At 39.7% G+C, this 25,830-nt stretch carries 23 protein-coding genes; 12 read left to right on the top strand and 11 right to left on the bottom strand.

All coding sequences use genetic code 11. The features are described 5' to 3' along the window. Nucleotides 1-79: 79 nt before the first annotated feature. From MTF66_RS04400 to yejK, 5 genes are all read right to left on the bottom strand, one after another. A complete protein-coding gene (locus tag MTF66_RS04400; protein WP_248526535.1) occupies nucleotides 80-607 on the bottom strand; it encodes a TerB family tellurite resistance protein in 528 nt (175 codons plus the stop codon). Between the two features lie 35 nt (nucleotides 608-642). Beyond that, nucleotides 643-1,092 (bottom strand): DUF3291 domain-containing protein, encoded by a 450-nt coding sequence (locus MTF66_RS04395; RefSeq protein ID WP_248526534.1) that lies wholly within the window; start codon nucleotides 1,090-1,092, stop codon nucleotides 643-645. Between the two features lie 265 nt (nucleotides 1,093-1,357). Next, nucleotides 1,358-1,702, bottom strand: a complete 345-nt coding sequence (locus MTF66_RS04390) for a hypothetical protein (RefSeq protein ID WP_054561353.1) — start codon at nucleotides 1,700-1,702, stop codon at nucleotides 1,358-1,360. 129 nt (nucleotides 1,703-1,831) lie between these two features. Beyond that, nucleotides 1,832-2,221 carry a hypothetical protein gene (locus MTF66_RS04385; RefSeq protein ID WP_248526533.1) on the bottom strand — a complete coding sequence of 130 codons (390 nt, stop codon included), beginning with the start codon at nucleotides 2,219-2,221 and terminating at the stop codon, nucleotides 1,832-1,834. A 129-nt stretch (nucleotides 2,222-2,350) separates the two neighbouring features. Further along, entirely contained in the window at nucleotides 2,351-3,367 is a 1,017-nt protein-coding gene (yejK, locus tag MTF66_RS04380; RefSeq protein ID WP_054554703.1) for a nucleoid-associated protein YejK, read from the bottom strand. Nucleotides 3,368-3,430: 63 nt separating this feature from the next. On the opposite strand from yejK, the gene MTF66_RS04375 reads away from it, so the two are divergent. From MTF66_RS04375 to MTF66_RS04350, 6 genes are all read left to right on the top strand, one after another. After that, a complete protein-coding gene (locus tag MTF66_RS04375; RefSeq protein ID WP_036967930.1) occupies nucleotides 3,431-3,643 on the top strand; it encodes a DUF1414 domain-containing protein in 213 nt (70 codons plus the stop codon). Nucleotides 3,644-3,648: 5 nt separating this feature from the next. Then, on the top strand, nucleotides 3,649-5,142 hold the full coding sequence (locus MTF66_RS04370) for a DUF3413 domain-containing protein (RefSeq protein WP_248526532.1): 1,494 nt from the start codon (nucleotides 3,649-3,651) through the stop codon (nucleotides 5,140-5,142). Nucleotides 5,143-5,217: 75 nt separating this feature from the next. Beyond that, complete coding sequence (locus tag MTF66_RS04365; RefSeq protein ID WP_248526531.1) at nucleotides 5,218-5,697, top strand: DUF4124 domain-containing protein; 480 nt, start codon at nucleotides 5,218-5,220, stop codon at nucleotides 5,695-5,697. 91 nt (nucleotides 5,698-5,788) lie between these two features. Further along, entirely contained in the window at nucleotides 5,789-7,513 is a 1,725-nt protein-coding gene (gene aceK / locus MTF66_RS04360; protein WP_058584882.1) for a bifunctional isocitrate dehydrogenase kinase/phosphatase, read from the top strand. 16 nt (nucleotides 7,514-7,529) lie between these two features. Continuing rightward, on the top strand, nucleotides 7,530-8,468 hold the full coding sequence (locus tag MTF66_RS04355; RefSeq protein WP_054554698.1) for a LysR family transcriptional regulator: 939 nt from the start codon (nucleotides 7,530-7,532) through the stop codon (nucleotides 8,466-8,468). A 186-nt stretch (nucleotides 8,469-8,654) separates the two neighbouring features. Further along, nucleotides 8,655-9,098, top strand: coding sequence for a PA2169 family four-helix-bundle protein (locus tag MTF66_RS04350; RefSeq protein ID WP_058584881.1), 444 nt, complete (start codon nucleotides 8,655-8,657; stop codon nucleotides 9,096-9,098). A gap of 226 nt (nucleotides 9,099-9,324) precedes the next feature. Here MTF66_RS04350 and MTF66_RS04345 read toward each other — a convergent pair whose 3' ends face one another. Continuing rightward, the gene (locus MTF66_RS04345) at nucleotides 9,325-11,235 is read right to left on the bottom strand and encodes an NACHT domain-containing NTPase (protein WP_248526530.1); all 1,911 of its coding nucleotides are present in this window, start codon (nucleotides 11,233-11,235) and stop codon (nucleotides 9,325-9,327) included. Nucleotides 11,236-11,671: 436 nt separating this feature from the next. Then, complete coding sequence (locus MTF66_RS04340) at nucleotides 11,672-12,649, bottom strand: catalase family peroxidase (protein ID WP_248526529.1); 978 nt, start codon at nucleotides 12,647-12,649, stop codon at nucleotides 11,672-11,674. Between the two features lie 289 nt (nucleotides 12,650-12,938). Here MTF66_RS04340 and MTF66_RS04335 point away from each other — a divergent pair, with 289 nt between their 5' ends. Next, the gene (locus MTF66_RS04335; protein ID WP_248526528.1) at nucleotides 12,939-13,337 is read left to right on the top strand and encodes a biopolymer transporter ExbD; all 399 of its coding nucleotides are present in this window, start codon (nucleotides 12,939-12,941) and stop codon (nucleotides 13,335-13,337) included. A 59-nt stretch (nucleotides 13,338-13,396) separates the two neighbouring features. Here the strand turns inward: MTF66_RS04335 and MTF66_RS04330 are convergent, their stop codons facing one another. The 4 genes from MTF66_RS04330 to MTF66_RS04315 all read right to left on the bottom strand — a co-directional run bounded on the left by MTF66_RS04330 (nucleotide 13,397) and on the right by MTF66_RS04315 (nucleotide 19,017). After that, complete coding sequence (locus tag MTF66_RS04330) at nucleotides 13,397-16,303, bottom strand: TonB-dependent receptor plug domain-containing protein (protein ID WP_374236796.1); 2,907 nt, start codon at nucleotides 16,301-16,303, stop codon at nucleotides 13,397-13,399. 125 nt (nucleotides 16,304-16,428) lie between these two features. After that, complete coding sequence (locus tag MTF66_RS04325; RefSeq protein WP_248526526.1) at nucleotides 16,429-17,499, bottom strand: FecR family protein; 1,071 nt, start codon at nucleotides 17,497-17,499, stop codon at nucleotides 16,429-16,431. Continuing rightward, nucleotides 17,496-18,056: an RNA polymerase sigma factor gene (locus tag MTF66_RS04320; RefSeq protein WP_058584869.1), complete on the bottom strand. Its 561-nt coding sequence runs from the start codon at nucleotides 18,054-18,056 to the stop codon at nucleotides 17,496-17,498. The genes MTF66_RS04325 and MTF66_RS04320 overlap by 4 nt, the downstream gene beginning before the upstream one ends. 85 nt (nucleotides 18,057-18,141) lie before the next feature. Further along, a complete protein-coding gene (locus MTF66_RS04315) occupies nucleotides 18,142-19,017 on the bottom strand; it encodes a LysR family transcriptional regulator (RefSeq protein ID WP_248526525.1) in 876 nt (291 codons plus the stop codon). A 106-nt stretch (nucleotides 19,018-19,123) separates the two neighbouring features. On the opposite strand from MTF66_RS04315, the gene MTF66_RS04310 reads away from it, so the two are divergent. The 5 genes from MTF66_RS04310 (at nucleotide 19,124) to MTF66_RS04290 (ending at nucleotide 25,820) form a co-directional block, all read left to right on the top strand. Then, nucleotides 19,124-19,777, top strand: a complete 654-nt coding sequence (locus MTF66_RS04310) for a peroxiredoxin-like family protein (protein WP_248526524.1) — start codon at nucleotides 19,124-19,126, stop codon at nucleotides 19,775-19,777. Between the two features lie 55 nt (nucleotides 19,778-19,832). Further along, a complete protein-coding gene (locus MTF66_RS04305; protein ID WP_058584936.1) occupies nucleotides 19,833-20,525 on the top strand; it encodes a haloacid dehalogenase type II in 693 nt (230 codons plus the stop codon). A 202-nt stretch (nucleotides 20,526-20,727) separates the two neighbouring features. Continuing rightward, complete coding sequence (locus MTF66_RS04300; RefSeq protein ID WP_054561341.1) at nucleotides 20,728-21,933, top strand: efflux RND transporter periplasmic adaptor subunit; 1,206 nt, start codon at nucleotides 20,728-20,730, stop codon at nucleotides 21,931-21,933. 14 nt (nucleotides 21,934-21,947) lie between these two features. After that, nucleotides 21,948-25,121, top strand: coding sequence for an efflux RND transporter permease subunit (locus MTF66_RS04295; protein WP_248526523.1), 3,174 nt, complete (start codon nucleotides 21,948-21,950; stop codon nucleotides 25,119-25,121). Between the two features lie 105 nt (nucleotides 25,122-25,226). Next, nucleotides 25,227-25,820 (top strand): PilZ domain-containing protein, encoded by a 594-nt coding sequence (locus MTF66_RS04290; RefSeq protein ID WP_058584935.1) that lies wholly within the window; start codon nucleotides 25,227-25,229, stop codon nucleotides 25,818-25,820. Nucleotides 25,821-25,830 lie beyond the last annotated feature (10 nt).

The raw sequence follows: 25,830 nt of genomic DNA, 5'->3' as shown, positions 1-25,830 counted from the left end.
ATTCACTAAAACGTTTCAAAATCAGTTAAGGGGTTATAATTGTCATTATAATTTTCAGCTGTTTGGTTTTGTGGATTAATTACCACTTGCCTGCGGCCTCCTGAGGGCATGCATTTTTTATCTCTGCAACAAGCTTTCTTTGCTGAGACGTCGGTTCACCTTCAACATTAGCTACCTCATCGACGAGATAACAAATTGAAACTGCTTGATCTTTTGTTACTTTATCTAAGCATCGCTCAATAACTTTGTGAGGTTTATCGTAAACGTCACTAGTATGCCCTAATAAATGCACACTTGAGCGTAATAAATCTGTTGCTTCTTTCATACTTAAATGAAATTCACTGTTAAAAAGAGCTAAAATTTTTTCTTTTTGTTCTTTACTCATTTCTCCATCTATTTTGGCCACTGCGACCATATATAACGCAGCCACATCCATCGGTGAATCTAACTTAAATGCAGGATTTAAATCATGGTGTTTTCTGAACTTACGACGTCGGTGCCAGCTAAAAGGATTCAACCAACCAATATCTATCCCACCTTCTTGAAGTCGATTCAGTAACACCAAAATGGTCACTACAATACCTAAAACACCTAATACAACATGCATAGTTTTTCCTTATTTTTATCGCAGTCAATTGTTATTTATTTTTTAAATTCTTCAGCTGTAAAATTGCTTTTAAATGTGAAAGCATGTGGTGTGTCGCCGTTTTCTCGCAGATACTGCAACCTCTCTAATGCCTCTTGAGGGGTTGGAATATGGTTATCTTCAAGCCACCATAAAACATAGCTATCTTCTGCTAAGCGGTGAAACCATTCACCTTTTCTGCGCATAAAATCTCTGTGGTGAGTACGAAACATAAAATTTTTGAGATCTTCAACGCTTTCCCACACAGACATATTGATTATCATATTCGGATCATCAAAAATTTTAATATTTGTGGCATCACCAGATTCGTCTTTTAATCGCCATACAAAACCAGCACTGCTTTCAGCAACGCCATTTATTAAATCAAGATTATCAACAAAATCTTTTATTTCTGGCGCATCTAATGGATATTTAGCAAGAGCGATATTCAATTGAGCAAGTTTCATTTATGACTCTCCTTAGCCATCGGGGAAGTTTGTACCTTGAGTGTATTAAAACTAAGCGATACTGAAAGAAAAGAAAAGCACTTTTACGCCTTCCACTATTCGAATTTTTATATTAATCATGCTAAAAACCATCTGTAGATGTTTTACTAAATCAATGATGGCAAATGGAATTACTTTTCCTAATCTCCGCCACCGCAATCACCGCCGCCGTCAGAACATGAACTGTCTGATGAACTAAAGCAAAGTAAATATTAGAAGTAAATTTTTACTTAAGCTTAGGTAAAGCGAGTTGAAATTCTAAAGCTGTAAATTCATTTCTAGTGTAAGGCCCAAAAACAAACTCATTATGTTCTGCATATTTATGATCGTTCACTTTATCAATATAAAAGTAAGAACAGATATTTTCAGGGCAAGCCAAAACCGAAATGTATTTATCGTTAGACGCAATCAATTTAGGTTCATCTATACGTCCAATGAATGCACCTTCACCAAGCGAGTAGCCTAACTTTTTTGAGTTATCACTAAAATAGACTTGATATGGAGGTTCTTCCCAAAGCGGTGAACAACCAAGAACAAACAGTGATATGAATAATATAAGTTTCTTTGTCATTAATATACGAGCTAATTTTTGTTGTTATTTAACCATTCAAAATACTTCTCTAAGAACAAATGAGCATCACCCAACACAAGTTTATCATGTGCCATTACAAGCTTCTTAGCATGCCAACCTAGCATGGTATTAAGATAGCTTTTGATCCTTAATCTCTTGGCATATAAGTTTAAACTTTGCTTTTTTAAAGCGATTCATAAAAGAGTTTAAATAAATTAACTGACCGTATTCATCCATCGTTGACTCTCTGTGAGATACACCTAACCAATGCTGGTAAAAGTCATCAAAGTCAGAATAAGCAATTTCTTTTGAGGCCCCTTCTACTAACCAACAATGTTCTATATCTATAAAATCGAGATTAATTGTTTTGCTTAAACTCAGCCCGTGCATTGCAAGCAATAATTTGAGCTCTTCTAAATTATTCAGGCATACAGATTCTTGCAACTCAAACCGAGACTCTAAGTTATTTAACATATTAGTATCTAAACTATTTGACGCTACAAAACTATAGTGATGCAATGTTTCTTCCTTGTAGTAGTAATAGTGTTTTAAAGTACCCAAAACTAAAAAGCCCAGCAAGTGCTGGGCTATAAAACGAGTATCTATCGGCTTATCACTTAAGACTTAGAGCTTTAAGCTTGAGCCAAATTAACTTTCGTCTTGCTCCATAAAGCGCTGAAGCTGGTCTTTAAGATTAGGTGGAATACCTTTAATCACTAGTGTATCGGTTGCTTCGTTGTACATTACGCGCTCACCTAAATGTTTACGTTCAAAGCTCACGCTAACACCGCCGCCCATGCCAGAAAACTTCACCATGCTGGTAACTGTTTTTTTATCAACAGGGAACGACTCTTCTAAGTCATAACTTTGCTCTTGGCAGAAGCTTTCAAATGGACTGTCGTCATTTTTCGATAAGGTTGCAGAAAGCTCTTTAACGTTGGCATCTTCACCTGTGGTTACGCAATCATTACAGTAATCAAAAACTTGCTTACGTAGCTCATCTTTCTCTGACTTGTCGTATTGTTGCTCAGATAAATAGTCTTCTACAGCACTAAGCATAACTTGGCTTTGCTGTTTAGGATCAATGCCCTCTTCGCAGCCTAAAAAGTCTAAAAAGAAGTCAGCCACTTTACGACCTGCACGACCTTTAATAAACGACACATAGCGATTATCTTCTGGTTGTGTATCCCACGCAGTTAAATCTACACGTGCAGCTAGTTGCATACGCGAAATATCTAAGTGACGAGATGACGCTAAATCAAGCTCAGAAGTAATTGAGTAATGCTCTTTAATATTGATCATCGCAATTAACAAAAAGTCACTTGCAACATATTGATAATGGCAAAAAACTAAATAACCCGTTTCGTTAAAGGCATACTTATTTAACTCTTCTTTTAGCACATTTGTTGCTTGCTCTGTCATGTGCCAAAAACCAAGTTCGTCATTACGGTAACTTTGCATAGCCGAAGCAACAATGCTGTTTTTCTCGCCGCTGAATGCACAGTAGCCTTTACCTGGCTTACCATTATATGCATGGTGTAGCTGCTCTATAAAAACGGCTACTTTATCGTTAACAACCATCTCATCATTGCGTAAATGAATATCTGTATCGTCATCTTTTTTGTCTACATAATGAACGACTAATTTTTTAACATCTATTGTCATCTTTGTTTTTCACGCCTCTGGTGTTAAAATACGGGAATATAACTCTTTTTATCGAACCAACTGATGCCTATCATATCAAAATATTCTAATGAGCAAGTAGAACAAATCGTTGATCAGCTGATTGATGTACTAACAGAGCACAAAGCGCCTGTTGATTTAAGCCTTATGTGTTTAGGAAATTCTATCACGCATATTTTAAAAGAGCATGTACCATCAGAGAAAAGACAAGCTGTTGCCGACAACTTTGCCAAAGCATTAGCGCAGTCGGTTAAATAAGATTTATGAATTTATCGCAACAAAGTCAGTTTTCTTCAAAAGTAAGTCAGCTTTTAAGTTGGGGCCATTGGTTCACCTTTGCAAACATAGGTTTAGTGCTATTTATTAGCTTAAGCTACTTAGTTGCAGACAGTGCACCGACAACCTTCATGGGCTATTTATACATGCTCGTGACCTGGTTAAGCCACACCAGCTTTATTACTTTTATTGCCTTTGTTTTAACGATATTTCCATTAAGCTTAGTGTTTCCATACCCTCGGCATATCCGAGGGATGGCAGCCATTATTGCAACCCTCGGTGCGTCATTCTTAACGCTTGATGCCTATGTATATTTTAACTTGGGTTATCACTTAAATACGTCTGCTCTACCTGAAATCGTTTCTTTGTTGTGGCACCGCTTAACAAGCTCACCAGCATTAACAACGATTCTTGCAGGCGGCATTGTGCTGCTAATTTTAGCGTTCCAGTTATTAGTCAGTAACTACACCTGGCACCACTTAGCGCGTTTAAAACAATATAAGTTCCCGCGCTATGCAACCAGCACTATTTTAGTGTGCTTTGCACTTAGCCACAGTATTCATATTTGGGCTGATGCCAATTTAAAATTTGATATTACTAAACAAGATAATGTATTGCCGTTGTCTTACCCTACAACAGCTAAAAGCTTATTAGCTAAAAACGATTTGCTAGATCTAGAAAGCTATAAAGAAGCACACGATGTGAGGCTTGACCCACATAATATTGATTACTTAGCACCTACTCCACTTGCCGAGTGTAAAGCTGAGTCGAGTGCGACTATCGATATTTTAGTATTTGAGAATAATGCTGACCTAGAGCAATTTGTTGCCACTGAGCCTGCACTACGCAAGACAGACTTGTTCTTACAACCTGTAGAAACCGAAGATACGTTATTTAGTTTAGTGTACGGTCTGCCAGCATTTTACAAAGCCCCTATTCTAGACAAACAGCAACTGCCTGTGTGGCTTGCTGATAATCGCTCAATTCAAATTAATGGTTTTGAGCAATTCGAATTTATTAATAACGACGACCAAAACCCAGCGGTTCGCCTTGTACGTGCAGAAGCTACAACACAAGCGCGTGAATCTGCTAATGCCGTATTTGCCTTTAGTCTTGCACAGCAAAGCAATGGTATTGTTACAGCCTCTCGCTTATACAGCTCAGATAAAAAAGTTGTACAAACCGAAGGCCTTATTCAACCAAGTGATATTATCGCCACCAGCGTAGGCCATTATTTAGGTTGCAAAACCCTAGCTAAACAAAGCATGTTGGGTAGTAACTTATACAAACGCCATGACGACACTGGTGTTAACTACTCGCAAAATGTGTTCATCGCATTTAAAAAAGACAGAATTACTCTGATAGATTCAGACGGTAACTTTAAAAACATTTCAGCAGCGCAAGGCTTTGCCATTGAACAAGGCTTAGATATTCCATTCTTAGTGCAAAGCATTAAAAAGCTGAAACGATATACGCCCTAGCTCTTATTGATAAATCAATATTTCGAGCTAGCTTTAGATATTAGACACCTTATTTGATTAGGAGACACGGACGTCATGAAAGCCATAATCATTTATCTAATATCACTTACACTACTTTGTTTTACTAGTACCTCACTTGCTGCAACCACAGAATACTATAAATGTGTCACAGACAGAGGCACCGTATTTAGTGAGTTCCCCTGTGGTAGCCGTGCAACCAAGCATAAAATTCAAGTAACCGACCCAGACTTACAAGCTCCGCAAAACTTTGTTAAAGAGCTCAACGAGCTTGAGCGCCAGCAAATTATTAGAAACCTCGAAGCTGAAATTCGCAGCTATAAGCACCGTTTAGATATTTTAAGCCGTGATCGAGACCGAGCTCAGTACCAGCAAGAACAGCGCTTAAACCGAATTTTGTCTGATAAAGAAGCGAAGCAAATTAATAAAGACATTAAAAAACAGCTAAAAGCAATTAACAAGCAATACGGGCGCGACGTAAAAAGCGTTAATAAAAAACTCGCAAAACTTGAGAAAAAACTAGCTCGCTATAATTAAATACACTTTACTATTGGGTTTGAAGAATAAATAACATATTCTTAACACCAATAGAGTTATTGCTCTATGTTGGTATAAGTAAGGAGTTTATATGCAGCCACAACACATTGCAGAGTTAATTTTATCTGGGTTTCGCAATCACTATAAACTCTTTCAAGCAATCACCGCCAAAGCACCACTCGCGTTTGCACATCGAGATTGGCAAAAAATAAATGAGATAAGCAAACTCAGAATTAGCCATTACGATGATCGGGTTAATGAAACCATTGCTAAGCTAAAGTCGCTCAACGAACAGCAAATTATTACCTTAGATCAAACCTGCTGGCTCGAAACCAAACAGCTCTATCAGCAGTTTTTGTGCTTTCACCCTCAGGCAGAACTCGCCGAAACTTTTTACAACTCAGTTTTTTGTCGTTTATTTCATCGTCGTTATTTTAATAATGACTTTATCTTTGTAAAAGCAACGCTTGCAGATGCCCCCGCACTACCAATGGAAGTTGAATACCGCAGTTACCACCCTGTTGTTGATGGCTTAAGACCTACGATACGCAAAATTATTAATCAGTTTGATTTTAAAGCGCCCTTTGTTGATTTAGAACGCGATATTCGCTTGCTGGTAAAAGCCTTTTATAAACAAGCGCCCGACACACATCACCAAGCATGGCAAATGCGCTTTGATATATTGCAAGCCCCGTTTTACCGAAACAAAGCGGCTTATATTGTTGGCCGTGTGGTATCAGAAAGTGGCGTACAGCCATTTATTATTGCGGTATTGCACCATGAAGACAAAGGGCTATACCTTGATGCCCTACTCACCAAATCATCGCAAATGCGGGTTATCTTTGGTTTTGCGCGTGCTTATTTTATGGTTGAAACCCACGCGCCATCAGCGTTAGTACGCTTTTTAAATCAACTTATGCCAAACAAGACCCTGGCAGAGCTTTACAATGCAATAGGCTTTCATAAACAAGGTAAGACCGAGTTTTACCGAGAGTTTTTAAGTCATTTAGATCATTCGAACGATCAGCTTGTAATTGCCCCTGGTACACCGGGTATGGTGATGATGGTATTTACCCTGCCTTCGTTTGGCTATGTGTTTAAAGTCATTAAAGACACCTTTGGAGAAAGCAAACCCTTTGGCCGCGATACCGTATTAAAACGCTATCAATTAGTAAAAAGCCATGACCGTGTTGGCCGCATGGCCGACACCATAGAGTATTCGAACGTCGTATTTCCACTAGCCCGATTTGATAGTAAATTACTTGCAGAGTTACATAAAACCATTGGTTCTTCGATGATTATTGAAGGCGAATGGTTAATCATCAAGCATTTGTATATAGAAAGACGGATGACACCGTTAAATCTGTATCTTGAAAATGCCAGTGAACAACAAGCGTTTGAAGCAATAGAAGAATATGGCCAAGCTTTAAAAGAAATGATCGCTGTAAATATTTTCCCAGGCGACATGTTGTTGAAAAACTTTGGGGTGAGTAAACATAACCGCATTATTTTTTACGACTATGATGAAGTTCAGTACCTAACAGACATGAACTTTCGCGCCTTACCAAAAGCAAAGTCATACGATGATTACTTGACCAATGAGCAAAGTTACTCTGTGGCACCACAAGATGTGTTTCCAGAGCAATTATGTACCTTTGTGACGGCAAACCCGGTGTATAAGCAGTATTTATTGAGTACACACCCAGAGCTTGAAGATCCAGCCTATTGGCGACAAGCACAATACAATTATAAGCAAGGTGTAGTTAGCCACATTTATCCATACCCTGCTGCACAACGATTTATCCATTATTGGTAAACACCAAGGACACACAATGAATATAAGTAAAATAGATTTAAACTTACTTGTTTACCTAGATACTTTACTAAGGGAGTGTAATGTAACTAAAGCTGCTAACCAGCTAAGCATTACCCAGCCTGCCATGAGTAATGGCTTAAAAAGACTCCGTAATTTATTTAACGACCCTATTTTAGTGCGTACCAGCGAAGGTATGGTACCAACAGAGCGCGCAAAAGAATTACAGCCGGTGATCCGCGGCATTTTAATGACTCTTGAAGAAACACTTGCCCCAAACCGCGAATTTGAAGCATCACAAAGTAAACGTGTTTTTCGTATCATGGCCAGTGACTACGCAGCAAGCACTCTTGCCCCACGCTTATTAAGTAAATTACACGAAGAAGCGCCCGATACCACACTCGATATTTTGACCCCAAGTGATGTAACCTTCCACGATGTTGAAAACGGTAAGGTAGATATGGCTATCAACCGTTTTGAAAACTTACCGCAATCGTTTCACTATAAACAAATCTGGAAAGACAGCTTTTGTTGCCTAGTAAAAGCAGATAACCCAATTATCAAAGACTTTAGCCTCGACAGCTATTTAAAAGCGCGTCATATCTGGGTAAGTAAAACAGGCTTTGGTGTAGGTGTTGGTATGGACCCTAAAGATGTGCAAAAACTAGGTTGGGTTGATGAAGCGCTCGCTCACTTTGGTAAACACCGTAATATTGCCACCTTTACCCGTAACTACCATGTAGCTATTCACTTAGCGAAAGAACAAAACTTGGTTGCAACGCTGCCTTCAAAAGCCGCAAATATTTATTTAGACGATCCGGGCCTGAAAATTCTTGAGCCGCCATTCCCTATTCCGCCGTTTGAGCTCGATATGATTTGGAGCCCGCTATTACACCGTGATGCAAGCCATATTTGGTTACGCCAAAAGGTTGCAGAAGTAGCCGACGAGCTTAAGTAAGATTTTACCAACCAAATTGTAATTATTGCTGATAAGCAAAGTGTTAGCTTAGCTTATCAGCAACTTTCCTCCCGCTAAAAACCATTAACCACCTGAAATATAATAACTTTATATTTAAGTGATGAACTGGAATATGCTTTGCAAATATCTAATTGCATTGTTTTTAATATTCAAAAAGAGGTCATTATGAATACTCATCAAGGACAAGACGTTCATCATATTGCAGATATCATCCAAGTTATGAATAGCGGTATCGATTTTTATGAAAAAGCACAGGAAAAAGTAACCGACCCAAGCATTATTGCCTTATTTCAACGCATGATAGATGCGCGTAAAGTAAGTGTTGAGCGCTTACAACCTTATGCTATTAACGAAAATGGCGAGCGCGAAAATGGCTCTGATTTTGCTGTAGAAGCGCGTAAAGCTTATACATCAGTAATCACCAAACTCGGTGCCGACAAAAACGCCACCTATGTTAGCGAACTTGAAGAAGTTGAAGATAAAACACTAGCAGAGATCAAACACGCGCTTAAAAAACCACAACCACATGATTGTGAAGCCGCGTTATCAAAAACCCTGCTGACAATTCAAAGTTGTCATGCCGAAATGAGTAAAATGAAAAAGCATTAAATTGTGAGAGTGCAAAGCCCAGTTAAGCTGGGCTTTTATCTGTATAGATATACATGAGCAGTTTGTATCTTATCTGAGAGTTTAACTACTAGGCTTAAACTTCACCTAATGCTAGCTATTTACTATCTCAGTAGTATTCGTAAAGCCAGTTTAAATAGAAGTTATAGAACCTATAATCGTTAAAAACTAGTAATTGTTATTTTCCTGCTTAGGCAAATTACTAGATTTACCCAGTTATTATTTTTGAATCTTCCTTTTGACTTTTCTTAAAAACTTTATTCAATAAGCTCGGCTGACTTCTCTTTTTATACTTTTTAATTATCTCGCCGTGTATTACTGTTATACTCTCAGTGAAGTCTTTATAGATTCCTGTAAAGAACTTATCTTTATTTTCCTTAGTAACCCCCTCTAATACTTCTTGAAGTGGAAAATCTAGCTCATCATCTTCATCTTTATTATAATCTGATATTTTTTCCAAATTAGATGTTAAAAACTCAAAGTAAACTCCGGATGAAATTAAATTAAAAATAATTGGTTGCAAAAGCTTCATATGAAAATATGTGCTCTCATTATCGTTAAACTCAATTCTTAAGCCTATTGATATACTTTTTTTCTCTATCTTATTTTTCTCATCTACGGATTTAGAAGCTTTTACTGAGTTTGGTGCTCTGAAAGGTATTGCAACAGACTGAATTACTTTTTCTATACCGTTGTGCATTGTGTGCCCGTCAATTTCTGCTTTTACTGTTTCAACATTAAACATCTCTTTAAAGCAAGGTATATAATAATATTTAGCGTAATTATCAAAATCTTCTGCACTTAAAAAACTTAACACTGCGCCATACTTTCTTTCTTGCTCAGCAAATTTTACCGATTTATAAAAATTCCTAATATCATGAATACTTTGCTTCTTTATATAAACAGCAGCATAATATTCTTGAAGTGATTTATGTGAAAAAGCTAATAGGTCATAGCCATCACTACATAAAATTCCAGTACACTGCTTTATGACATTAACTAAGTTTTTAGAGCAAATACCTTCATAACATTCGCTACTTATAGCTTCTTTCATATAAGCAGAAGCTTCTCTATTAGTAAATGTATCCATATTTTCGCTAAAAGTAGTGAAACAAAAAACACTAAAAACATCTTCTATTTGGTGATCATTAAGAGGAATGTCTATACCGCGATCTATTTTTTTACCTGGCTTAAGTGAATCATGATGGGTAAGAAGAGTGATGAATATTTTTTTGTAAAAATCAGCAAGATTATCTGGTATTTTTGACCAAGCTCTATATGTTATAAAAAGTAAAATAGCTAAAATAGGAGTTTTTGTGATTTCTTCTATGCTTGGATACTTTTGAATTTGTTCAATAGCATCATCTGTTAAATCAACATTATTATTAGATATATTAAGAAACAAGTTTCTAACATTATCTTTTGTAAGCTCAAGCACATTGTAATTACTAATAAAAGGCTCGGTTGTTATAAGTGTATCAGGACGTGTCGTTACAATAATGGTGATCTTTGGGTATGCTCGAGATAGATCTTTAATCAAAGCTAAAGCTTCATCATGTGCTGCTGGATGTATCTCATCAAAACCATCTAAAAACACCTTTATGTAACCATTTTTCAAAAGTCTAGCAACGCCTTTTTCTGATATTTTTAAATTATGGCGTTCGAACCATGTTGAAAGCTGCTGTAAAAAGTCAAATTCAGTAGATAAATACTTAAGCTCAAAAAAGATTGGAATAGTGTTCCCTGATTTAAGCTCATTTATTAACATCTTTCGTAAAAATGTAGACTTACCTTGCCCAGCTCGGCCTATTATATTTGTAATACCCTCGCTGTAAAAACTCAGATTAGAAATTTCATACTGCTTTTCTAGTTCATTGATTGGAGACATAAAAAGAGGTACATATACGTCATCTATGAATACATCTTGCTGTCTTGAGTAGAGGGTTCTAATATTTATATACTCGTCACAAGCTTTACAAAATGCGATGAGATCCTCCTCATTAAAAGATGCTGAGAATTCTTCAGCAACTTTATTCCATCCTAAATCAACAAATTTCTTAACTAAATTTGTTGTCAGACTGGTTAGCCCTTTGATTGCAATCCCTTCCAATATTCCCATTAGATTTCCTGTATTTCAAATACTTAAAAGCCGTATAGTGCCTAAAGAACAGGCGTTTTAGCGGCATGTGGTTTGTTTTACATAATCACTTTTCGGACTGAGTTGAAATTACTAACGCTATGGATTTATTTATAAAGAGGCATTTTGGGGGACTCTAATTTAATCTTCTTTGCTATTATTTGAACTTTCCAAGCATTTCTCAGTGTTGATTATGCTTCCATTACACCTAAACCTGGCTATTTTAGCAACTATTAATTTACATATGTAAGATTAAAAACCACTCAAATAAACAGGTTAAACACTTTATGTTAGTAAATAATCTTTTAGCTAGTTCGTTAGCTTGGCTGTGGTTACCGCTCCATAGTTTTATTTTATTATATTCGACTAACAGGTTTATTAATTCCTTTTAATCAAACCTGACAGATACACTTAAGATTTATTGCCCCGTTAAACGCTTTGCAAATGAAATTGCATAAGCTGTTGAGCGTAATTTAAGTACTTTGTCATCACTTGGCATAAAGCCTTTAGATAGTAGATTTGGATCATAGTTAGTAAGGTCGCAGCCTGATTCACCTGTCGATTCTATGGTGAGCTTTCCTAAATTAATTGTTTTGCGATCAGCGGGCCAACGAACTGAAGGGTCAGTTAATGCATCACCGGGCTCGGCTAATTCAGCTTGAAAACGATAATGAACCTTCCCTTTTGCGAAATCTTCTTCAAGTCGCTTAGCCAGAAATGATTTAGGGAAGGTTTTCATTTGCTCTTCTGTTAACACCTGTTCTGGCTCTTCTGGCACCATGGTCCATCTAAAGGCATGTTTAGCGCCCTTTTCATCAACCATGTAAAAGGTATGCACACCAAAATAACGCGAAGACACATACGATGCTGGCGGGTTATGGCTTTGCAGCCAATTAAATTGCCCTAAGGTACTCGGGTTTTGCTCTCTGTATGCTTTTACTTTTGCAAAATCGATTTGCCCTGTTTTTTCGTCAGGTACTAAGGTACTAAGCAAACCAAAAAATGCTTCTGGGCTGTTACCTGCAAATACAGGCGTAGTAAGCCCTGCAATATTATGTACATCACCATTTTCTAGCACAAACTGCACCCCCATCCCGCGTGGAGAACGTGATGTTTCATCAGCGTGAGGGTTACCCCCGCCCATAGAAAAACGAATATTTGCTTTTGATGGTGCGTTAAATAAAGGGCTGATTGAATACTGCTTTGCTGCTTGATTAGGTGTAAATGTGCCAACAGCGCACACCCCTTTGGCGTGACCTTTTCTGATTCCGGGGTGCTTCCCTGAAAGCTTTTCAAATAAATTGATAAAATCTTGCCCGTTTACTGGTTGCTCAGCAAAGCTTGCTATTGGTAAAACAAGGCACACAGCACAAACTAAAGACTTAACTTTTAGCATTTATCCATCCTTTAAACTTAGTTCCAACAAACATGACCTGACTAACCTGAAAATCATTTCATCAAAGCTAATAAATATTTTCACCAACAAAAACGCTACAAACATTTAATAAACTTAGAATATTTATTTAACTACCGTATTTTTAAAAGCTGCTAACTTTAAATTTAGGATCCTAAAAACTGCTGTGGCGCCCAGCATTTTAAAAATAATCCGTGGTATTAATCACGACTATGGCTAGTCCACTTAATCGTAAATTTTGTGGCTTGGCAAAAACAACAAGGACCTAATTATGGTGAAACAACATAAAAAAACCACTGCAAACGCTGATGTAGATATGACTCCAATGCTCGATATTGTGTTTATCTTGCTGATATTTTTTATCGTCACAACCTCATTTGTTAAAGAGCGCGCTATTGAAGTAAATCGCCCTTTAGCAAAACCAAGTCTAGAAAGCCCTATAAAACAAGCGCAATTTACTATCACTGAAAACGACAGTATTTACTTTGCAAACCGGCTTATCACACCAGAGCAAATAATAGCTAACCTGGCGTTATTTGCCGCACAGTTTGAAATGACCAACGTGCAAGTAACAGCAAGTGAGCAAAGCAGCCACAAAACCTTAGTAACCTTGCTTGATAAAATAAAACAATATCAAGATGTGCCAATTTCTATAAGCACGTCTTTATAACTAAAAAAAGGGCCTAACGGCCCTTTGCAAGTTAAATAATAAAGGAATCTAAAGGGAGTTTAGAACTTGTACTCTGCACCTACGTAGTAGTACGCACCGTTAAAACCAAATGGTGCTGAACGACGTGAGTAAGTGAATACACCAGGGCTTGAAACAATTGTGTTGCCGCTAGCATCAACAATCGTACCCGAGCGTGAATTACCAATGGTGTTCTTATCTGGATAAACATCAAATAAGTTATTTGCACCAATGTTAAATGATAGGTTTTCGTTAAAGAAGTAGTTAACTTTAACATCAGTTAAGATTTCAGCACCGTATGTTTGACGGCCACCATCTTCAACTGTGTATTCACCGTAACGGTTTAGAGATAGGTTTACAGTCCAATCTTCTAAACGGTAAAGCGCGCTTAAGTTAATGCGATCTTCTGGTTGCCATTCTTCAATAATTGATGTTTCTTGGGCAGAAAACACATCTTCTACCGGAATAGTCTCAAGACCACTGCCTGATGGCGTAAATAAATCAACTACATCTGTTTTAGTGAAGTTAGCAGCAAAGGTGAAATCTAGCGTACCGCCAAGGCCTTCTGTATTCCATGTAGCAACTAAATCAACACCTTCTGTTTCTGTGTCTGCACCATTTAAGAAGAACTGACCCGCACCTGCGCCTGAGCTTTCAAGTGCAGCATCTAGCGTATCTGATAAACCTTTACCTAAACGGTTAGAAATAACGATACGGTCGTCGATATCAATCGAGTAGTAATCAACGGTTAAATTGATATTGTCGGTTACGTTATACACAATACCTAAACTACGGTTTTGTGATTTCTCTTCTTTTAGCTTAGGAATACCAATTGATTGCGCTAAGGTACTGTCGTTTCTAAACGTACCTACTTGCTCAGCCACTAAGCTGCCATCATCGCCTACAACAAACTGTGTACTTACGTTATTAAAGTAAAGTTGTTGCATAGAAGGTGCTCTAAAACCTGTGCTTAATGCACCACGTAGAGACACATCTTCAGTGACAGACCAGTTACCCGCTAACTTAAAGTTAACAGTATCTCCAAAGCCTTTGTAGTTATCGTAACGTACCGCACCTGAAATAATTACATCATCGATAACATAGGTTTCTGCATCCATATAGAATGAGATCACATCGCGCGACTCATCAACTGATGATGCCGGATCTGAACCACCAAAACCTTGCGTGCCGCTTGCAGCGTCAACACTACCAACCCCGCCATTCAAGCCAGAATAGATGCTCATACCATCAACAGTGTCGTAATCACGGTATGCGTTTTCGCTACCTTCAAGAATACGGAACTCATCAGTACGAAGCTCAGCACCTAGTGCTAATGAAAAGTTGTCGTAATCTTTAGTGTAATCAAGATTTAAAGTTTGCAGCGATAACTCAAGGCCATATGCATACGCTGAACGCGGGATAGTGGCACGAATTTCATCAGCCGTTAAACCTTGGTCATAGCGAAGGTAGTTAGCGTAAGAGCCGTTGATAGTGTCGCTTGTGGTGTAATCAATGCTGTTTTCACCGTAGGTGTACGATAAATCAATGCTTGAATCATTATCGAACGATTTTTTATAACCAAAGTTATAAGACACGTCATCAATGACAGTATTAATTTTTGGTAAGAAACCCATAGGAATGGTTGCATCACCATCTTGTAATACAGGGTTGCCATTTGCATTTGCGTTATGACGGAAAAACGCAGCTGATTCGTTTTCACGATTTGAATAAGTGATAAAGCCATATAGCTCACCACCAGCAAGCTCATAGCCTGTGTTAACGGTTAGAGCGAATTGTTGTGAATCTGCATCACCAATTCTAAACGTATCACGAGGTGCCGTTAACTCACGAGGGTCGCCTGCTAAAAGCGTACCGTCATCAAGTTCAGTACAGCCGTAAAATTGACATGAGCCATGAAGACCTGCACGGTTAGTAGGCGCACGGTCACGGTAGTTAATTGTGGTGTTTAAATAACCTTCGTCACCTAAAGCAAAACCTTTGTTGAAATCTACAGTTACAGTTTCGCCATCACCTTCTGAATACTCACCGTAGTTGATAGCCGCTTTACCGCCCTCTTCAGCGTCTTTTAATACGATATTAATAACACCTGCAATGGCATCTGAACCATATTGCGCAGCAGCACCATCACGTAATACTTCAATACGTTTGATTGCAGCAGCAGGAATAGCATTCATGTCGGTACCCGCCGTACCACGACCTACTGACGTATTAATGTGAATAAGGCTCGCTTGGTGGCGGCGTTTACCATTGATAAGAACTAAGGTTTGATCTGGCCCTAAGCCACGTAATGTTGCAGGACGAAGTGCATCAGTACCATCACTGATAGACGAGCTTGAAAAGTTAAAAGACGGTGCAATAGCCTGAAGCATACGGCCTACTTCTGTTTGACCTGTATTCTCGAGTGCTTCGGCACTTAAAATATCAACCGGAACCGGTAAATCTTCAACCGAGCGTCCTGCTACACGGCTACCGACAACGGCAATTTTTTCGATGTTTTGTTCTGCTGATTGATCTTCTGCTAACGCTTGCGTATTGGCGGCAAGCAGTAATGGCACGACTGCAGCGCTGACCCCTGATACTTTGATCATGTTATTATCTATCCTATCTACTTGTTTGAGTTTTATACTCAGCAAGCCTTGTTGATCAACAACCGCATCGAGCTCAGTGCCTTCTAGCATCGCATTCAGTGCATCAAGTTTGGTGTAAAAACCAAACACAGATTGCGCTTGATATTGCTTTGCTAATTCGAAAGAAAAAATGACTGTTTGTTCGGTTTGCTTTGCAAATTCGATTAACGCCAAATCAGCTCGTTGCGCTTTGATGTCAAATTGCAGCATCTGTTTTTCAGCCGCTATTGCTACTTGGCCTGCTGTGAGGCCATAAATAACAAAAGAGGCAGGTAACAATGGCAATTGCTTACTGCGCAATTTAAACAAACAAGTGAGGAAGAAAAATCCGCTATGTAAATTTAACTTTTTTTTAATTAATTTTTTGTGACGAGAAGGTGGCGCACAATTAACATCATTACATTGGCGTATTCTCATGGGCAGAACTAACCTTTTGCAGCGATAGTTAAACTAACACGATGTTCACCTAAACGTTGATGTTCTACACCTAAGTTGGCCTGTAAAGAATCAAGCAAACCTTTAATGTCGCCAGTTTTAAACACACCAGCCACTTTTAATGAGGCAAGTTCTGGGTCATTTAATTCAAAACGTGTTGCAGTATAACGGCTTACTTCTTGTAGAGCTTCGCCTAAAGACTCACCATTAAAAATCAGCATTTCTTGTTGCCATGCCAAATCACGCTGAACGTCATCAACCGATAACTGTTTAATTGGCTCAGTTTTACTTTGTTTTATCAGGGCTTTCTCACCAGATACAACAACATTAGCGCGAAGTGCTTTAATATCTGCACTGTTATCTGAGGCATCTTTTAAACGATTAAAGTCGCTAGCATCAATCTGAGTATTCGGATCAGCAATCATCACCTTGCCCTCAGTCACTACTAGCTCTAAGTCTGAAGCAGTATTTCGCTGAACATTAAACACTGTACCAAGTGCAGTAAATGATTTATCACCAGCAATAACCGTAAACGGACGGCTCGGATCTTTGGCTACATTGAAGCGCCCTTCTCCTCGGCTCAAAATCAACTGACGGCGATCGCCTGAGTAGGCAACTTCGAGTTTAGTATTGGTATTAAGCTGCACAATAGTGCTGTCTGGTAACACAAATTCAGCTTGCTCACCCACTTTTGTGCGGTAAATTTTGCTGAATTTGGCGTAATCGTTTTCTTCGCTTTGCCAATAGCTTGAATAAATAAGCATGATAGAACCAAGCAGCATTGCCACTAAAAAGCTAGCAGCGGTTGCCATACCAAAGACTGCAGGTTGTTTTTGCGGTGCTTTATAAGGAAACAAACTACTTAACTCATTAAGTACACTCATTTCATCCCATAAGGTCGCAAGTTCAAATAATGCCTCTTGATGAGCCGCACTTTGGTGAGCCCATAAATGTAATTGGCTTACTTCATCTTTAGATAGGCCACGATCAATGGCACTGATCCATTGACTCGCTTGCTCTTGAATCATGTCTTTTGATGAAAATGGATGGACATTACTCATTTGTTCACCTCTTTTGCAGTGAACTCTGTGGTTGGGGTAAATGCCTGGGGTTGTACATCGTGTGATTTCATTGCTCGGTGAACATGTAATAAGCCTTTGGCTATATGTTTTTCAACAGTACTTTCGCTAAGACTCATTTTAGCTGCAATTTCCTTTTGGCTTAAGCCATAGACTTTTTTTAAGATAAAACATTTTTTAACCTGAGGGCTTAATTCGTTAGTCACTCGGCAAAAAAACAAAAAACGCTCTTTAGAAGTCACTTCATCTTCAAGTGCCATTGAACGCATGTGATGCTCAACCTGCTGTTGTTCATCTAACGATTCTTTGTATTTATTGTCCCATTTAGCAATATGATTTAGCGCCAAATGCTTAGCTGTTTTCAGCATGTAACTGTGAGTATATTCGATATTTTGCTTAAGATCAGCTTCATAACTTTTTATAAACGTCTCTTGCACAATATCTTCTACATCATCAGGGCTGACGATACGTGATACAAAGCGCCTAAGCTTGCTCGATATCTCGGTAAAAGCGGTGATAACCCCAGTTCTATCTGTCATCCTTAACTCACCTTTATTATATTTTTATTGCTTTAGGGTACGAGATTTCAGTTTAATTACAAGCCATTTGTTAAGTTTTTGTACCTTAGGTAAACAAAGATTTCATAAACTCATAAAAAACCTCTGTTTTGCGCGTCACTAGGCTGTTTTGTGGTTTTAAAAACCACACTGGCGCGTCAGCATCAACAAGGCTATTAGGGAGTATTTCGATTAACCGCCCTTCGGCTAAATCATCTTTAATTGCAATATAAGATTTAATCGCTATGCCATGGCCTGCAATCGCAGCCTGTGTCATGTTATCTGAGTTAGATACAGTAAAACGCGTTCTCGCATTATAATTAATGACTTGTCCGCCTTCGTTAAATTTAAGCTGTCGCTGCCATGGCAAACACACCCAGTAATGGTCTTTAAGATCAGCCACCGACTTAGGTTGCCCATATTTTTCAATATAGCTCGGTGCTGCGCACAAAATACGAGAGTTACTAACAAGCTTACGAGAAAGTAGGTTTGAATCTGCCAACTGACCTACTCGAATAGCCACATCTTGGGCGTCATCAACAATATTCACAAATTGATCTGTAATCATAAAATCGAGTTTTAAGTCGGGAAATTGCTGTTCAAAGTGGCCAAGCTCGGGCATCACAAATTTCGAAAAGACCCAAGGCGGCATAGTGACTCTTAAAAGCCCTGTAACCGCTGAGCCCCGAGCGCCAATTTGATGTTCAGCATCATATAAAGCTTCTAAAATGGCACCAGCTCGTTGATAAAACAGCTCCCCTGCAGGTGATAAGCGTATTCGCCGACTATCACGAAACAACAATACAGTACTTAAGGCTTTCTCTAACTTACTTAAGCGATGACTTACCGTCGCAGGTGAGAGGCCCTGAGCTTTAGCGGCGGCAACTACACCTTGGTTTTCAACTATGGCAATAAAGGTTTCTAAATCACATAAACTGTACATGGCTTTGATTCAACATTTTCGAATTTAGGTTTCAGTTTTGTATTGTATATATAAAAATTTAAAACTCTATACTTGCTACAAATTGTAAAAAATGATTGGAGTATGTATGTCTTTAAAAACCCAAATCGACGCATTTGAAGTGCAAAAGAAAGCCAATGTCCCAGCTGATATCTTAAATTTGATGGATGTCACGACTGAAAAACTGATTGCAGAACAATTAAGTAAACATGCTTTAAAAGTCGGTGATAAGTTTCCAGCATTTGAATTACCCGACAGCAAGGGCAAACAAATCAGCTCGACTGAATTGCTAACTAAAGGCCCGCTTGTACTGAGTTTTTACCGTGGTGGTTGGTGCCCGTATTGTAATTTAGAGCTTCGCGCGCTTAACAATATGCAACAAGCATTTGCTGATCAAAATGCACAGTTAGTTGCTGTTTCGCCGCAGTTACCTGATGAATCACTGTCTACCCAACAGCAAAACGAGCTGGCTTATACGGTGCTTTCTGATGTGTCTAACTCTTTGGCTAAAAAGTGTGGCTTGGTATTCACATTAGATGAACGCTTAATCCCTGTTTACGATCAACTTGGTTTAGATATTCCAAAAGCCAATGGTGACGAAAGCTACGAATTACCACTACCAGCAAGCTATGTTATTGATAGCCAAGGAGTGATTCAATTTGCATTTGCTCATGAAGATTACACACTTAGAGCAGAGCCTTTAGATGTTCTTAACGCTGTTAAGGCACTAAACCATGTTTAAAAAAGCATTTTTTAGTCTAGTTTTATTGGTAACCCTAACTTACTCGGGAGGCACAATGGCAGAGTCTCAACACCAAGCAAAACCAAAAGTAATTGTGTTTGATGTCAACGAAACCTTGCTTGATCTTGAACAAATGCAAAGCTCAGTCGCTGAAGCGCTTAATGGTAATACCCAGCTATTACCGCTTTGGTTTTCGACCATGCTGCATCATTCCTTAGTGAGTACGGTGTCGAATGACTATCATGACTTTGGTGAAATTGGCGTCGCTGCACTGATGATGGTGGCAAGTAATAATCAAATTTCGTTAACTAAAGAGCAAGCAAAGCAAGCGATTGTGCCACCGCTTTTATCTTTACCTGCCCATAGCGATGTTAAACCTGCTTTAGCGAAATTAAAGCAAGACTATAAACTAGTCAGCTTTACAAATTCGTCAAATAACGGTGTAAAAACGCAGTTTCAACATGCAGGCTTAACAGATTACTTTACTCACCGTTACAGTGTTGAAGATATTAAAGTGTATAAACCCGATCTGCGCGCTTACAAGTGGTTGCTTGAACAATTAAATGTAGCGCCTCACGAAGCTTTAATGGTTGCTGCGCACGGTTGGGATGTAGCAGGCGCTAAAGAAGCGGGTATGCAAACAGCGTTTATCGCAAGGCCCGGTAAAGCGCTTTACCCACTGGCAAAGCAACCAGACTACATTGTTAAAAACCTAGAAGAGTTAGCCTCTTTACTAACGAAAAAGTAAAAAACGATTTAAACCGTTATATCAACGCAAAGCGAAAATGCTTTGCGTTTTTTTGCGCCTAACAAAAAAGTAAACTACAGGGTGTACCTTTCTCTTTTTTGGGTATAAACTAAACGCTAAATGAATATGCATAGTGACGTCTTTCATGCTAATAGACTATTTTTTATGCATACCTACTTAACAATTGGACTGTGGAGTAAACATGCGTCTGCCTTTCGCACCTGCCAAATTATCATTATCTGCGTTGTTATTAGTTTCTGCTCCTTTGCTACTGCAAGGTTGTTCTGAAGCGCCACAGCAACAACAGGGTCAAATGCACCCCGCTGCTGTCGCGACTATGACAATGGAAACTCACGATGCCCCTTTTACGATTGAGCTACCAGCGACGCTGTCTGGTTCAAAAGAGGTTGAAGTTCGTGCCCGTGTCACTGGTATTCTTGAATCACGCAACTTTGAAGAAGGTCAGCGTGTAGAGCAAGGCCAATCACTGTTTACAATTGACCTAGAACCTTATCAACTCGCAGTTGACCGAGCACAAGCTGCACTTGATGGTGCAAAAGCAGCGCTTGTTCAAGCTGATCGTGACGTTAAACGATTAGCTAAACTACGTGCCGAAAAGTCTGTTTCACAACGTGATTACGATAACGCAAGCTCAGCCAATGATATTGCTAAGACAGATTTAGCCGCTGCAAAAGTTGCGTTAAAAGAAGCACAACTAAATCTTGAATATGCGCAAGTAAAAGCTCCTGTCGCAGGTGTAATGGGACGTGAGTTTGTTTCTGAAGGAACCTATGTTTCTGGTCCAGATTTATTACTGACTCAAATGACTCAGTTTGACCCTATTCGTATTCGTTTTGGCTTATCTGAGCGTGAACAACTGCAAATGCGTCAAGATGTTAAAAATGGCTCACTGACATTACCTGAGCAAGGCCACTGGAAAACACAAATTAAACTTCAAGACGGCTCTTTATACGGACAAACCGGTGAAGTTAACTTCTCTGATGTGCGTATTAATCCAAACACAGGTACCAGTGAGTTTCAGGCAATTATTCCTAACCCTGATTTTCAACTTCGCCCGGGCCAATTCGTGCGCGTTGAGTTAAGTGGTGCAGTACGCAAAAACGCTTTCATTGTTCCGCAACGTGCAGTACTTGATAACGGCACCGGTAAGTTTGTTTATGTAGTAAGTAAAAACGAGCAAGGTATGGATGTCGCTTTACCTGCCCCTGTTACTGTAGGTGAGTGGATCAAAAAACCAGAAAACGAGCAATACCAAAACTTTTGGTTAATTCGCAGTGGTTTAAAAGAAGGCGACCAAGTTATTGTTGATGGCATGGCACGTATTTTCTTCCCGGGTATGCCAGTCAATGTTGGCCAACCTGCCGCTAACCCAAGCCACGCAGAATAAGCACAGGGAGTCTTATGTTTTCTCGTTACTTTATAGACAGACCCATTTTTGCGTTTGTTATATCTATTGTTATTGTGCTTGCGGGCCTTGCTGCGATGCGCAGCTTACCTGTGGCGCAATATCCTGAAATAGCACCACCGGTTGTACAAGTAACCGCAGCCTACCCGGGTGCATCTGCCGATGTGCTTGAGCAAACGGTTGCGACACCGATTGAAAATGCCATTACCGGTGTTGAAGGCATGATGTATATGTCTTCAACGTCAACCAGTGCAGGTTCAACCACAATCGAAGTTACTTTTGAAATTGGTACTGATGTTGACCAAGCAGCCGTTAACGTAAACAACCGTGTTAAGCAGGTTGAAGCACGTTTACCTGAAGAAACACGCCGCCAAGGTGTGGTAGTTCAAAAAGGTTCTTCTAGCTTTTTACAGGTTCATGCCTTTTACTCACCAGATGGAACACGTTCAAGTTTATGGACATCAAACTATGTCACTATGAACGTGCTTGACCGTGTTAAACGTATTCCTGGCACTACCAGTGTACAAATTTTTGGTGCCAAAGATTACGCAATGCGCATTTGGTTGCGCCCTGATGTGATGAGCCAATTAGGTGTTACTGTTGAAGAAATTGCAGGGGCAATTCGCGTACAAAACTCACAATACGCGGCTGGTAAAATTGGTGCGACACCTACTACGCAATCTCCACAAGAGCTCGTTTATAGTGTGACTGCACAAGGGCGTTTGTCTGAGCCTGAGCAGTTTGAAAATATCATTATTCGTTCAAACACAGATGGTAGTAGCTTACGCTTAAAAGACGTAGCCCGCGTTGAGCTTGGCTCAAAAGACTATAACTTCAAAGGAACAATTAACGGTAAAGAAGCGGTACTGTTAGGTATCTTCTTGCAACCGGGTGCAAACGCTCTTGATGTAGCTGAAGAAGTAAACAGTGTTATTGAAGAAATGAAAAGCCAGTTCCCTACCGGACTTGCCCATTTAACTTCTTACGACACAACCCGCTTTGTTGAAGTATCAATCCGTGAAGTTGTAAAAACACTACTTGAAGCCATGGTATTGGTATTCTTAGTGGTGTATTTATTCTTACAAAACTGGCGCGCAACGCTTATTCCAACCCTTGCAGTACCAGTATCACTACTGGGCACATTTGCCGGCATGTATATGCTGGGTTACTCAATTAACTCACTCACCTTATTCGGTATGGTGCTGTCGATTGGTATTGTTGTTGATGATGCCATCGTGGTACTTGAAAACGTTGAGCGTATCATGCATGAAGAAGGGTTAGGTGCCAGAGAAGCCGCCGTTAAAGCGATGGGCGAAGTAAGTGGCCCGGTGGTGGCAATTGTTTTAGTACTTTGTTCAGTGTTTGTGCCAATTGCGTTTTTAGGTGGCTTAACCGGTGAGTTATTCCGTCAGTTCGCTATTACTATTTCGATTGCTGTAAGTTTATCGGGTGTTGTTGCTTTAACGATGACGCCAGCGCTTTGTGTACTTATTTTAAAACAAGAACACAAGCAAACTGCCCGCTTCTTCTTATGGTTTAACGACATGTTTACCAAGATCACCGGCCGTTATGTTGGTGCTGTTGGATTTATGGTGCGCCGTGGTCTGTTAGGGCTGATCTTAATGACAGGTATGATTGCAGCAACGATTGGTCTTTGGCAAAACACCCCTGGTTCGCTTGTGCCAGATGAAGACCAAGGTTATTACATCTCTGCAATCTTCTTACCTGACGGTTCATCACTTGAACGCACAGAGCAAGTCACACAACAGGTTGTTGAGGCCGTGCAATCAAACCCAGCGAACGAAAACGTGGTGGCATTTACCGGTTTTGACTTTATTGGCGGTGGCTACAAAAACAGCGCTGCAACCTTATTCGTGACACAAAAGCATTGGGATGAGCGTGAAGTTGATACCAAGGCACTGGTGCAAGAGCTCTTCATGAAAACAGCAGGTATTAAAGAGGCGCTCGTTCTTGCCTTTAACCCTCCGGCTATTTTTGGTTTAGGTAACACAGGTGGCTTTGAGTTTTATATTCAAAACAAAGGTGATAGCGACCCAGACAAACTTCAACATGCAATGCAATTAATGACAGCTGAAGCACAAAAGAGCCCTATCATCAGTGATCTGCAAACACTTTGGCGCCCTGATGCACCACAGCTACGTGTTGATGTTGACCGTGAACAAGCCCGCGCCATGGGTGTAGAAATTGATGATGCGTTCACTGCCCTTGCAGGTAACTTAGGTACTTATTACGTTAACGACTTCAATAAATTTGGTCGCGCATGGCAAGTACTAATGTCTGCAGATGCTGAGTTTAGAATGAAGCCTGATGACATTGGTCGTATCTATGTTAAAAACAACCAAGGTACTATGGTGCCGCTTTCAGCCTTTACCACTATCGAGTATAGCCGAGGCCCTGAAAACCTAAATCGTTATAACAACTTACCTGCGGTTAAATTGATGGGTAATGCAGCGCCGGGTTACAGTTCTGGTCAAGCTATTGCTGAAGTAGAACGTATTGCACAAGCAGTATTGCCACCTAATATGACCTACGAATGGACAGGCTCTGCATTCCAAGAGAAACGCAGTTCAGGCACCACAGGAATTGCCTTAGGCCTTGCTGTGATCATGGTATTTTTGATTCTAGCAGCGCTGTATGAGCGTTGGTCACTACCGCTGTCTGTGATGCTTGCTTTGCCATTTGGTACCTTTGGTGCGCTTATAGCGGTTTGGGTTGTTGGCATGACAAACGATGTGTACTTCCAAATTGGTCTGGTAACACTACTTGGTCTTGCCAGTAAGAACGCGATTCTTATTGTTGAATACGCCTTGATGAAACATCAACAAGGCTGGAGCGCAAGTACTGCAGCACTTGAGGCTGCACGGTTACGTTTTAGACCTATCATTATGACTTCGCTTGCATTCATTTTAGGCGTAGTGCCTTTAGTACTAAGCTCTGGCGCAGGTGCAGGTGCCCGTCACAGTGTTGGTACCGGTGTAATGGGCGGTATGATGGCAGCGACATTCCTTGCAGTATTCTTTGTGCCGCTGTTCTTTTATTGGTTAACGGCACGTAAGTTAACTGAAAAACGTTCAAGACAAGAGCTTGCTGATGAGATAGCAGCACATCATCAACAAGAACATGTCAAAACCCAAGAGGGTAACCTGTAAAAAATGAAGGGCAAACAATGAGTTTGCCCTTTTTTTTGATTATTTGATTACTAGCAATTTACTGCTTCGAACGCTAGTATTAAGGAAAGATGTGTGGAGTACAGCATGAATAATCAAAAATTAGCCGAATTTGAACAGTATTTTCAAATCAACGAGAGCAACCGTGTCAATTTATATGCGGTTGAACCAAGTGCTGTGCCAAAAACCAATGCTGAACTTGAAGCGGATATCCCTGCCCTATTTAAACTTGCCAACGAAGTAAACGAACTTGAGCAAACAAGCTTACGACCACTTCGTAATCTAGGTGATGTTGCACAAGAACTGGCGGCCTTTTTACAGGCGCAATCTCGTAAAATTGATTTAATCATGAGTCACATCTTAGCCTCAGAGCAGCCTGACGATAACGCAAACTATTGCGATAGTTATGGCGGTGGCGGTGTAAAACTTACCTCCGCTGATGTGTATGAATTAGGGCAAACATTTCGCACAAAGTTATTCTTACAACACGAAGCATCAGCTATTTATTGCTATACCGAATTAGTGGCCATTGAAAAATGTGATGATGATAAATACCAATACACATTATTGTTTACTGCCATTCGCGATGCTGACCAAGATTTAGTCGTAAGAGCGGCCCTGCACGCACAAACACGCCAACTTAAAAAACGTCAGCAAGAAAACAATCAGCAAGACAGTTAAAAATCACGCT

It is taken from the genome of Pseudoalteromonas sp. 2CM39R (assembly GCF_023161845.1).
The sequence above is the reverse complement of the archived record's forward strand: the minus strand, read 5'-3'. Positions and strand labels throughout refer to the sequence as shown.

What these genes read in the sequence shown, in the direction of transcription:
- MTF66_RS04400 (WP_248526535.1), bottom strand. Translation starts at nt 607, where the DNA reads ATGCATGTTGTATTAGGTGTTTTAGGTATTGTAGTGACCATTTTGGTG.
- MTF66_RS04395 (WP_248526534.1), bottom strand. Translation starts at nt 1,092, where the DNA reads ATGAAACTTGCTCAATTGAATATCGCTCTTGCTAAATATCCATTAGAT.
- MTF66_RS04390 (WP_054561353.1), bottom strand. Translation starts at nt 1,702, where the DNA reads ATGACAAAGAAACTTATATTATTCATATCACTGTTTGTTCTTGGTTGT.
- yejK (WP_054554703.1), bottom strand. Translation starts at nt 3,367, where the DNA reads ATGACAATAGATGTTAAAAAATTAGTCGTTCATTATGTAGACAAAAAA.
- MTF66_RS04375 (WP_036967930.1), top strand. Translation starts at nt 3,431, where the DNA reads ATGCCTATCATATCAAAATATTCTAATGAGCAAGTAGAACAAATCGTT.
- MTF66_RS04370 (WP_248526532.1), top strand. Translation starts at nt 3,649, where the DNA reads ATGAATTTATCGCAACAAAGTCAGTTTTCTTCAAAAGTAAGTCAGCTT.
- MTF66_RS04365 (WP_248526531.1), top strand. Translation starts at nt 5,218, where the DNA reads ATGAAAGCCATAATCATTTATCTAATATCACTTACACTACTTTGTTTT.
- aceK (WP_058584882.1), top strand. Translation starts at nt 5,789, where the DNA reads ATGCAGCCACAACACATTGCAGAGTTAATTTTATCTGGGTTTCGCAAT.
- MTF66_RS04355 (WP_054554698.1), top strand. Translation starts at nt 7,530, where the DNA reads ATGAATATAAGTAAAATAGATTTAAACTTACTTGTTTACCTAGATACT.
- MTF66_RS04350 (WP_058584881.1), top strand. Translation starts at nt 8,655, where the DNA reads ATGAATACTCATCAAGGACAAGACGTTCATCATATTGCAGATATCATC.
- MTF66_RS04345 (WP_248526530.1), bottom strand. Translation starts at nt 11,235, where the DNA reads ATGGGAATATTGGAAGGGATTGCAATCAAAGGGCTAACCAGTCTGACA.
- MTF66_RS04340 (WP_248526529.1), bottom strand. Translation starts at nt 12,649, where the DNA reads ATGCTAAAAGTTAAGTCTTTAGTTTGTGCTGTGTGCCTTGTTTTACCA.
- MTF66_RS04335 (WP_248526528.1), top strand. Translation starts at nt 12,939, where the DNA reads ATGGTGAAACAACATAAAAAAACCACTGCAAACGCTGATGTAGATATG.
- MTF66_RS04325 (WP_248526526.1), bottom strand. Translation starts at nt 17,499, where the DNA reads ATGAGTAATGTCCATCCATTTTCATCAAAAGACATGATTCAAGAGCAA.
- MTF66_RS04320 (WP_058584869.1), bottom strand. Translation starts at nt 18,056, where the DNA reads ATGACAGATAGAACTGGGGTTATCACCGCTTTTACCGAGATATCGAGC.
- MTF66_RS04315 (WP_248526525.1), bottom strand. Translation starts at nt 19,017, where the DNA reads ATGTACAGTTTATGTGATTTAGAAACCTTTATTGCCATAGTTGAAAAC.
- MTF66_RS04310 (WP_248526524.1), top strand. Translation starts at nt 19,124, where the DNA reads ATGTCTTTAAAAACCCAAATCGACGCATTTGAAGTGCAAAAGAAAGCC.
- MTF66_RS04305 (WP_058584936.1), top strand. Translation starts at nt 19,833, where the DNA reads ATGGCAGAGTCTCAACACCAAGCAAAACCAAAAGTAATTGTGTTTGAT.
- MTF66_RS04300 (WP_054561341.1), top strand. Translation starts at nt 20,728, where the DNA reads ATGCGTCTGCCTTTCGCACCTGCCAAATTATCATTATCTGCGTTGTTA.
- MTF66_RS04295 (WP_248526523.1), top strand. Translation starts at nt 21,948, where the DNA reads ATGTTTTCTCGTTACTTTATAGACAGACCCATTTTTGCGTTTGTTATA.
- MTF66_RS04290 (WP_058584935.1), top strand. Translation starts at nt 25,227, where the DNA reads ATGAATAATCAAAAATTAGCCGAATTTGAACAGTATTTTCAAATCAAC.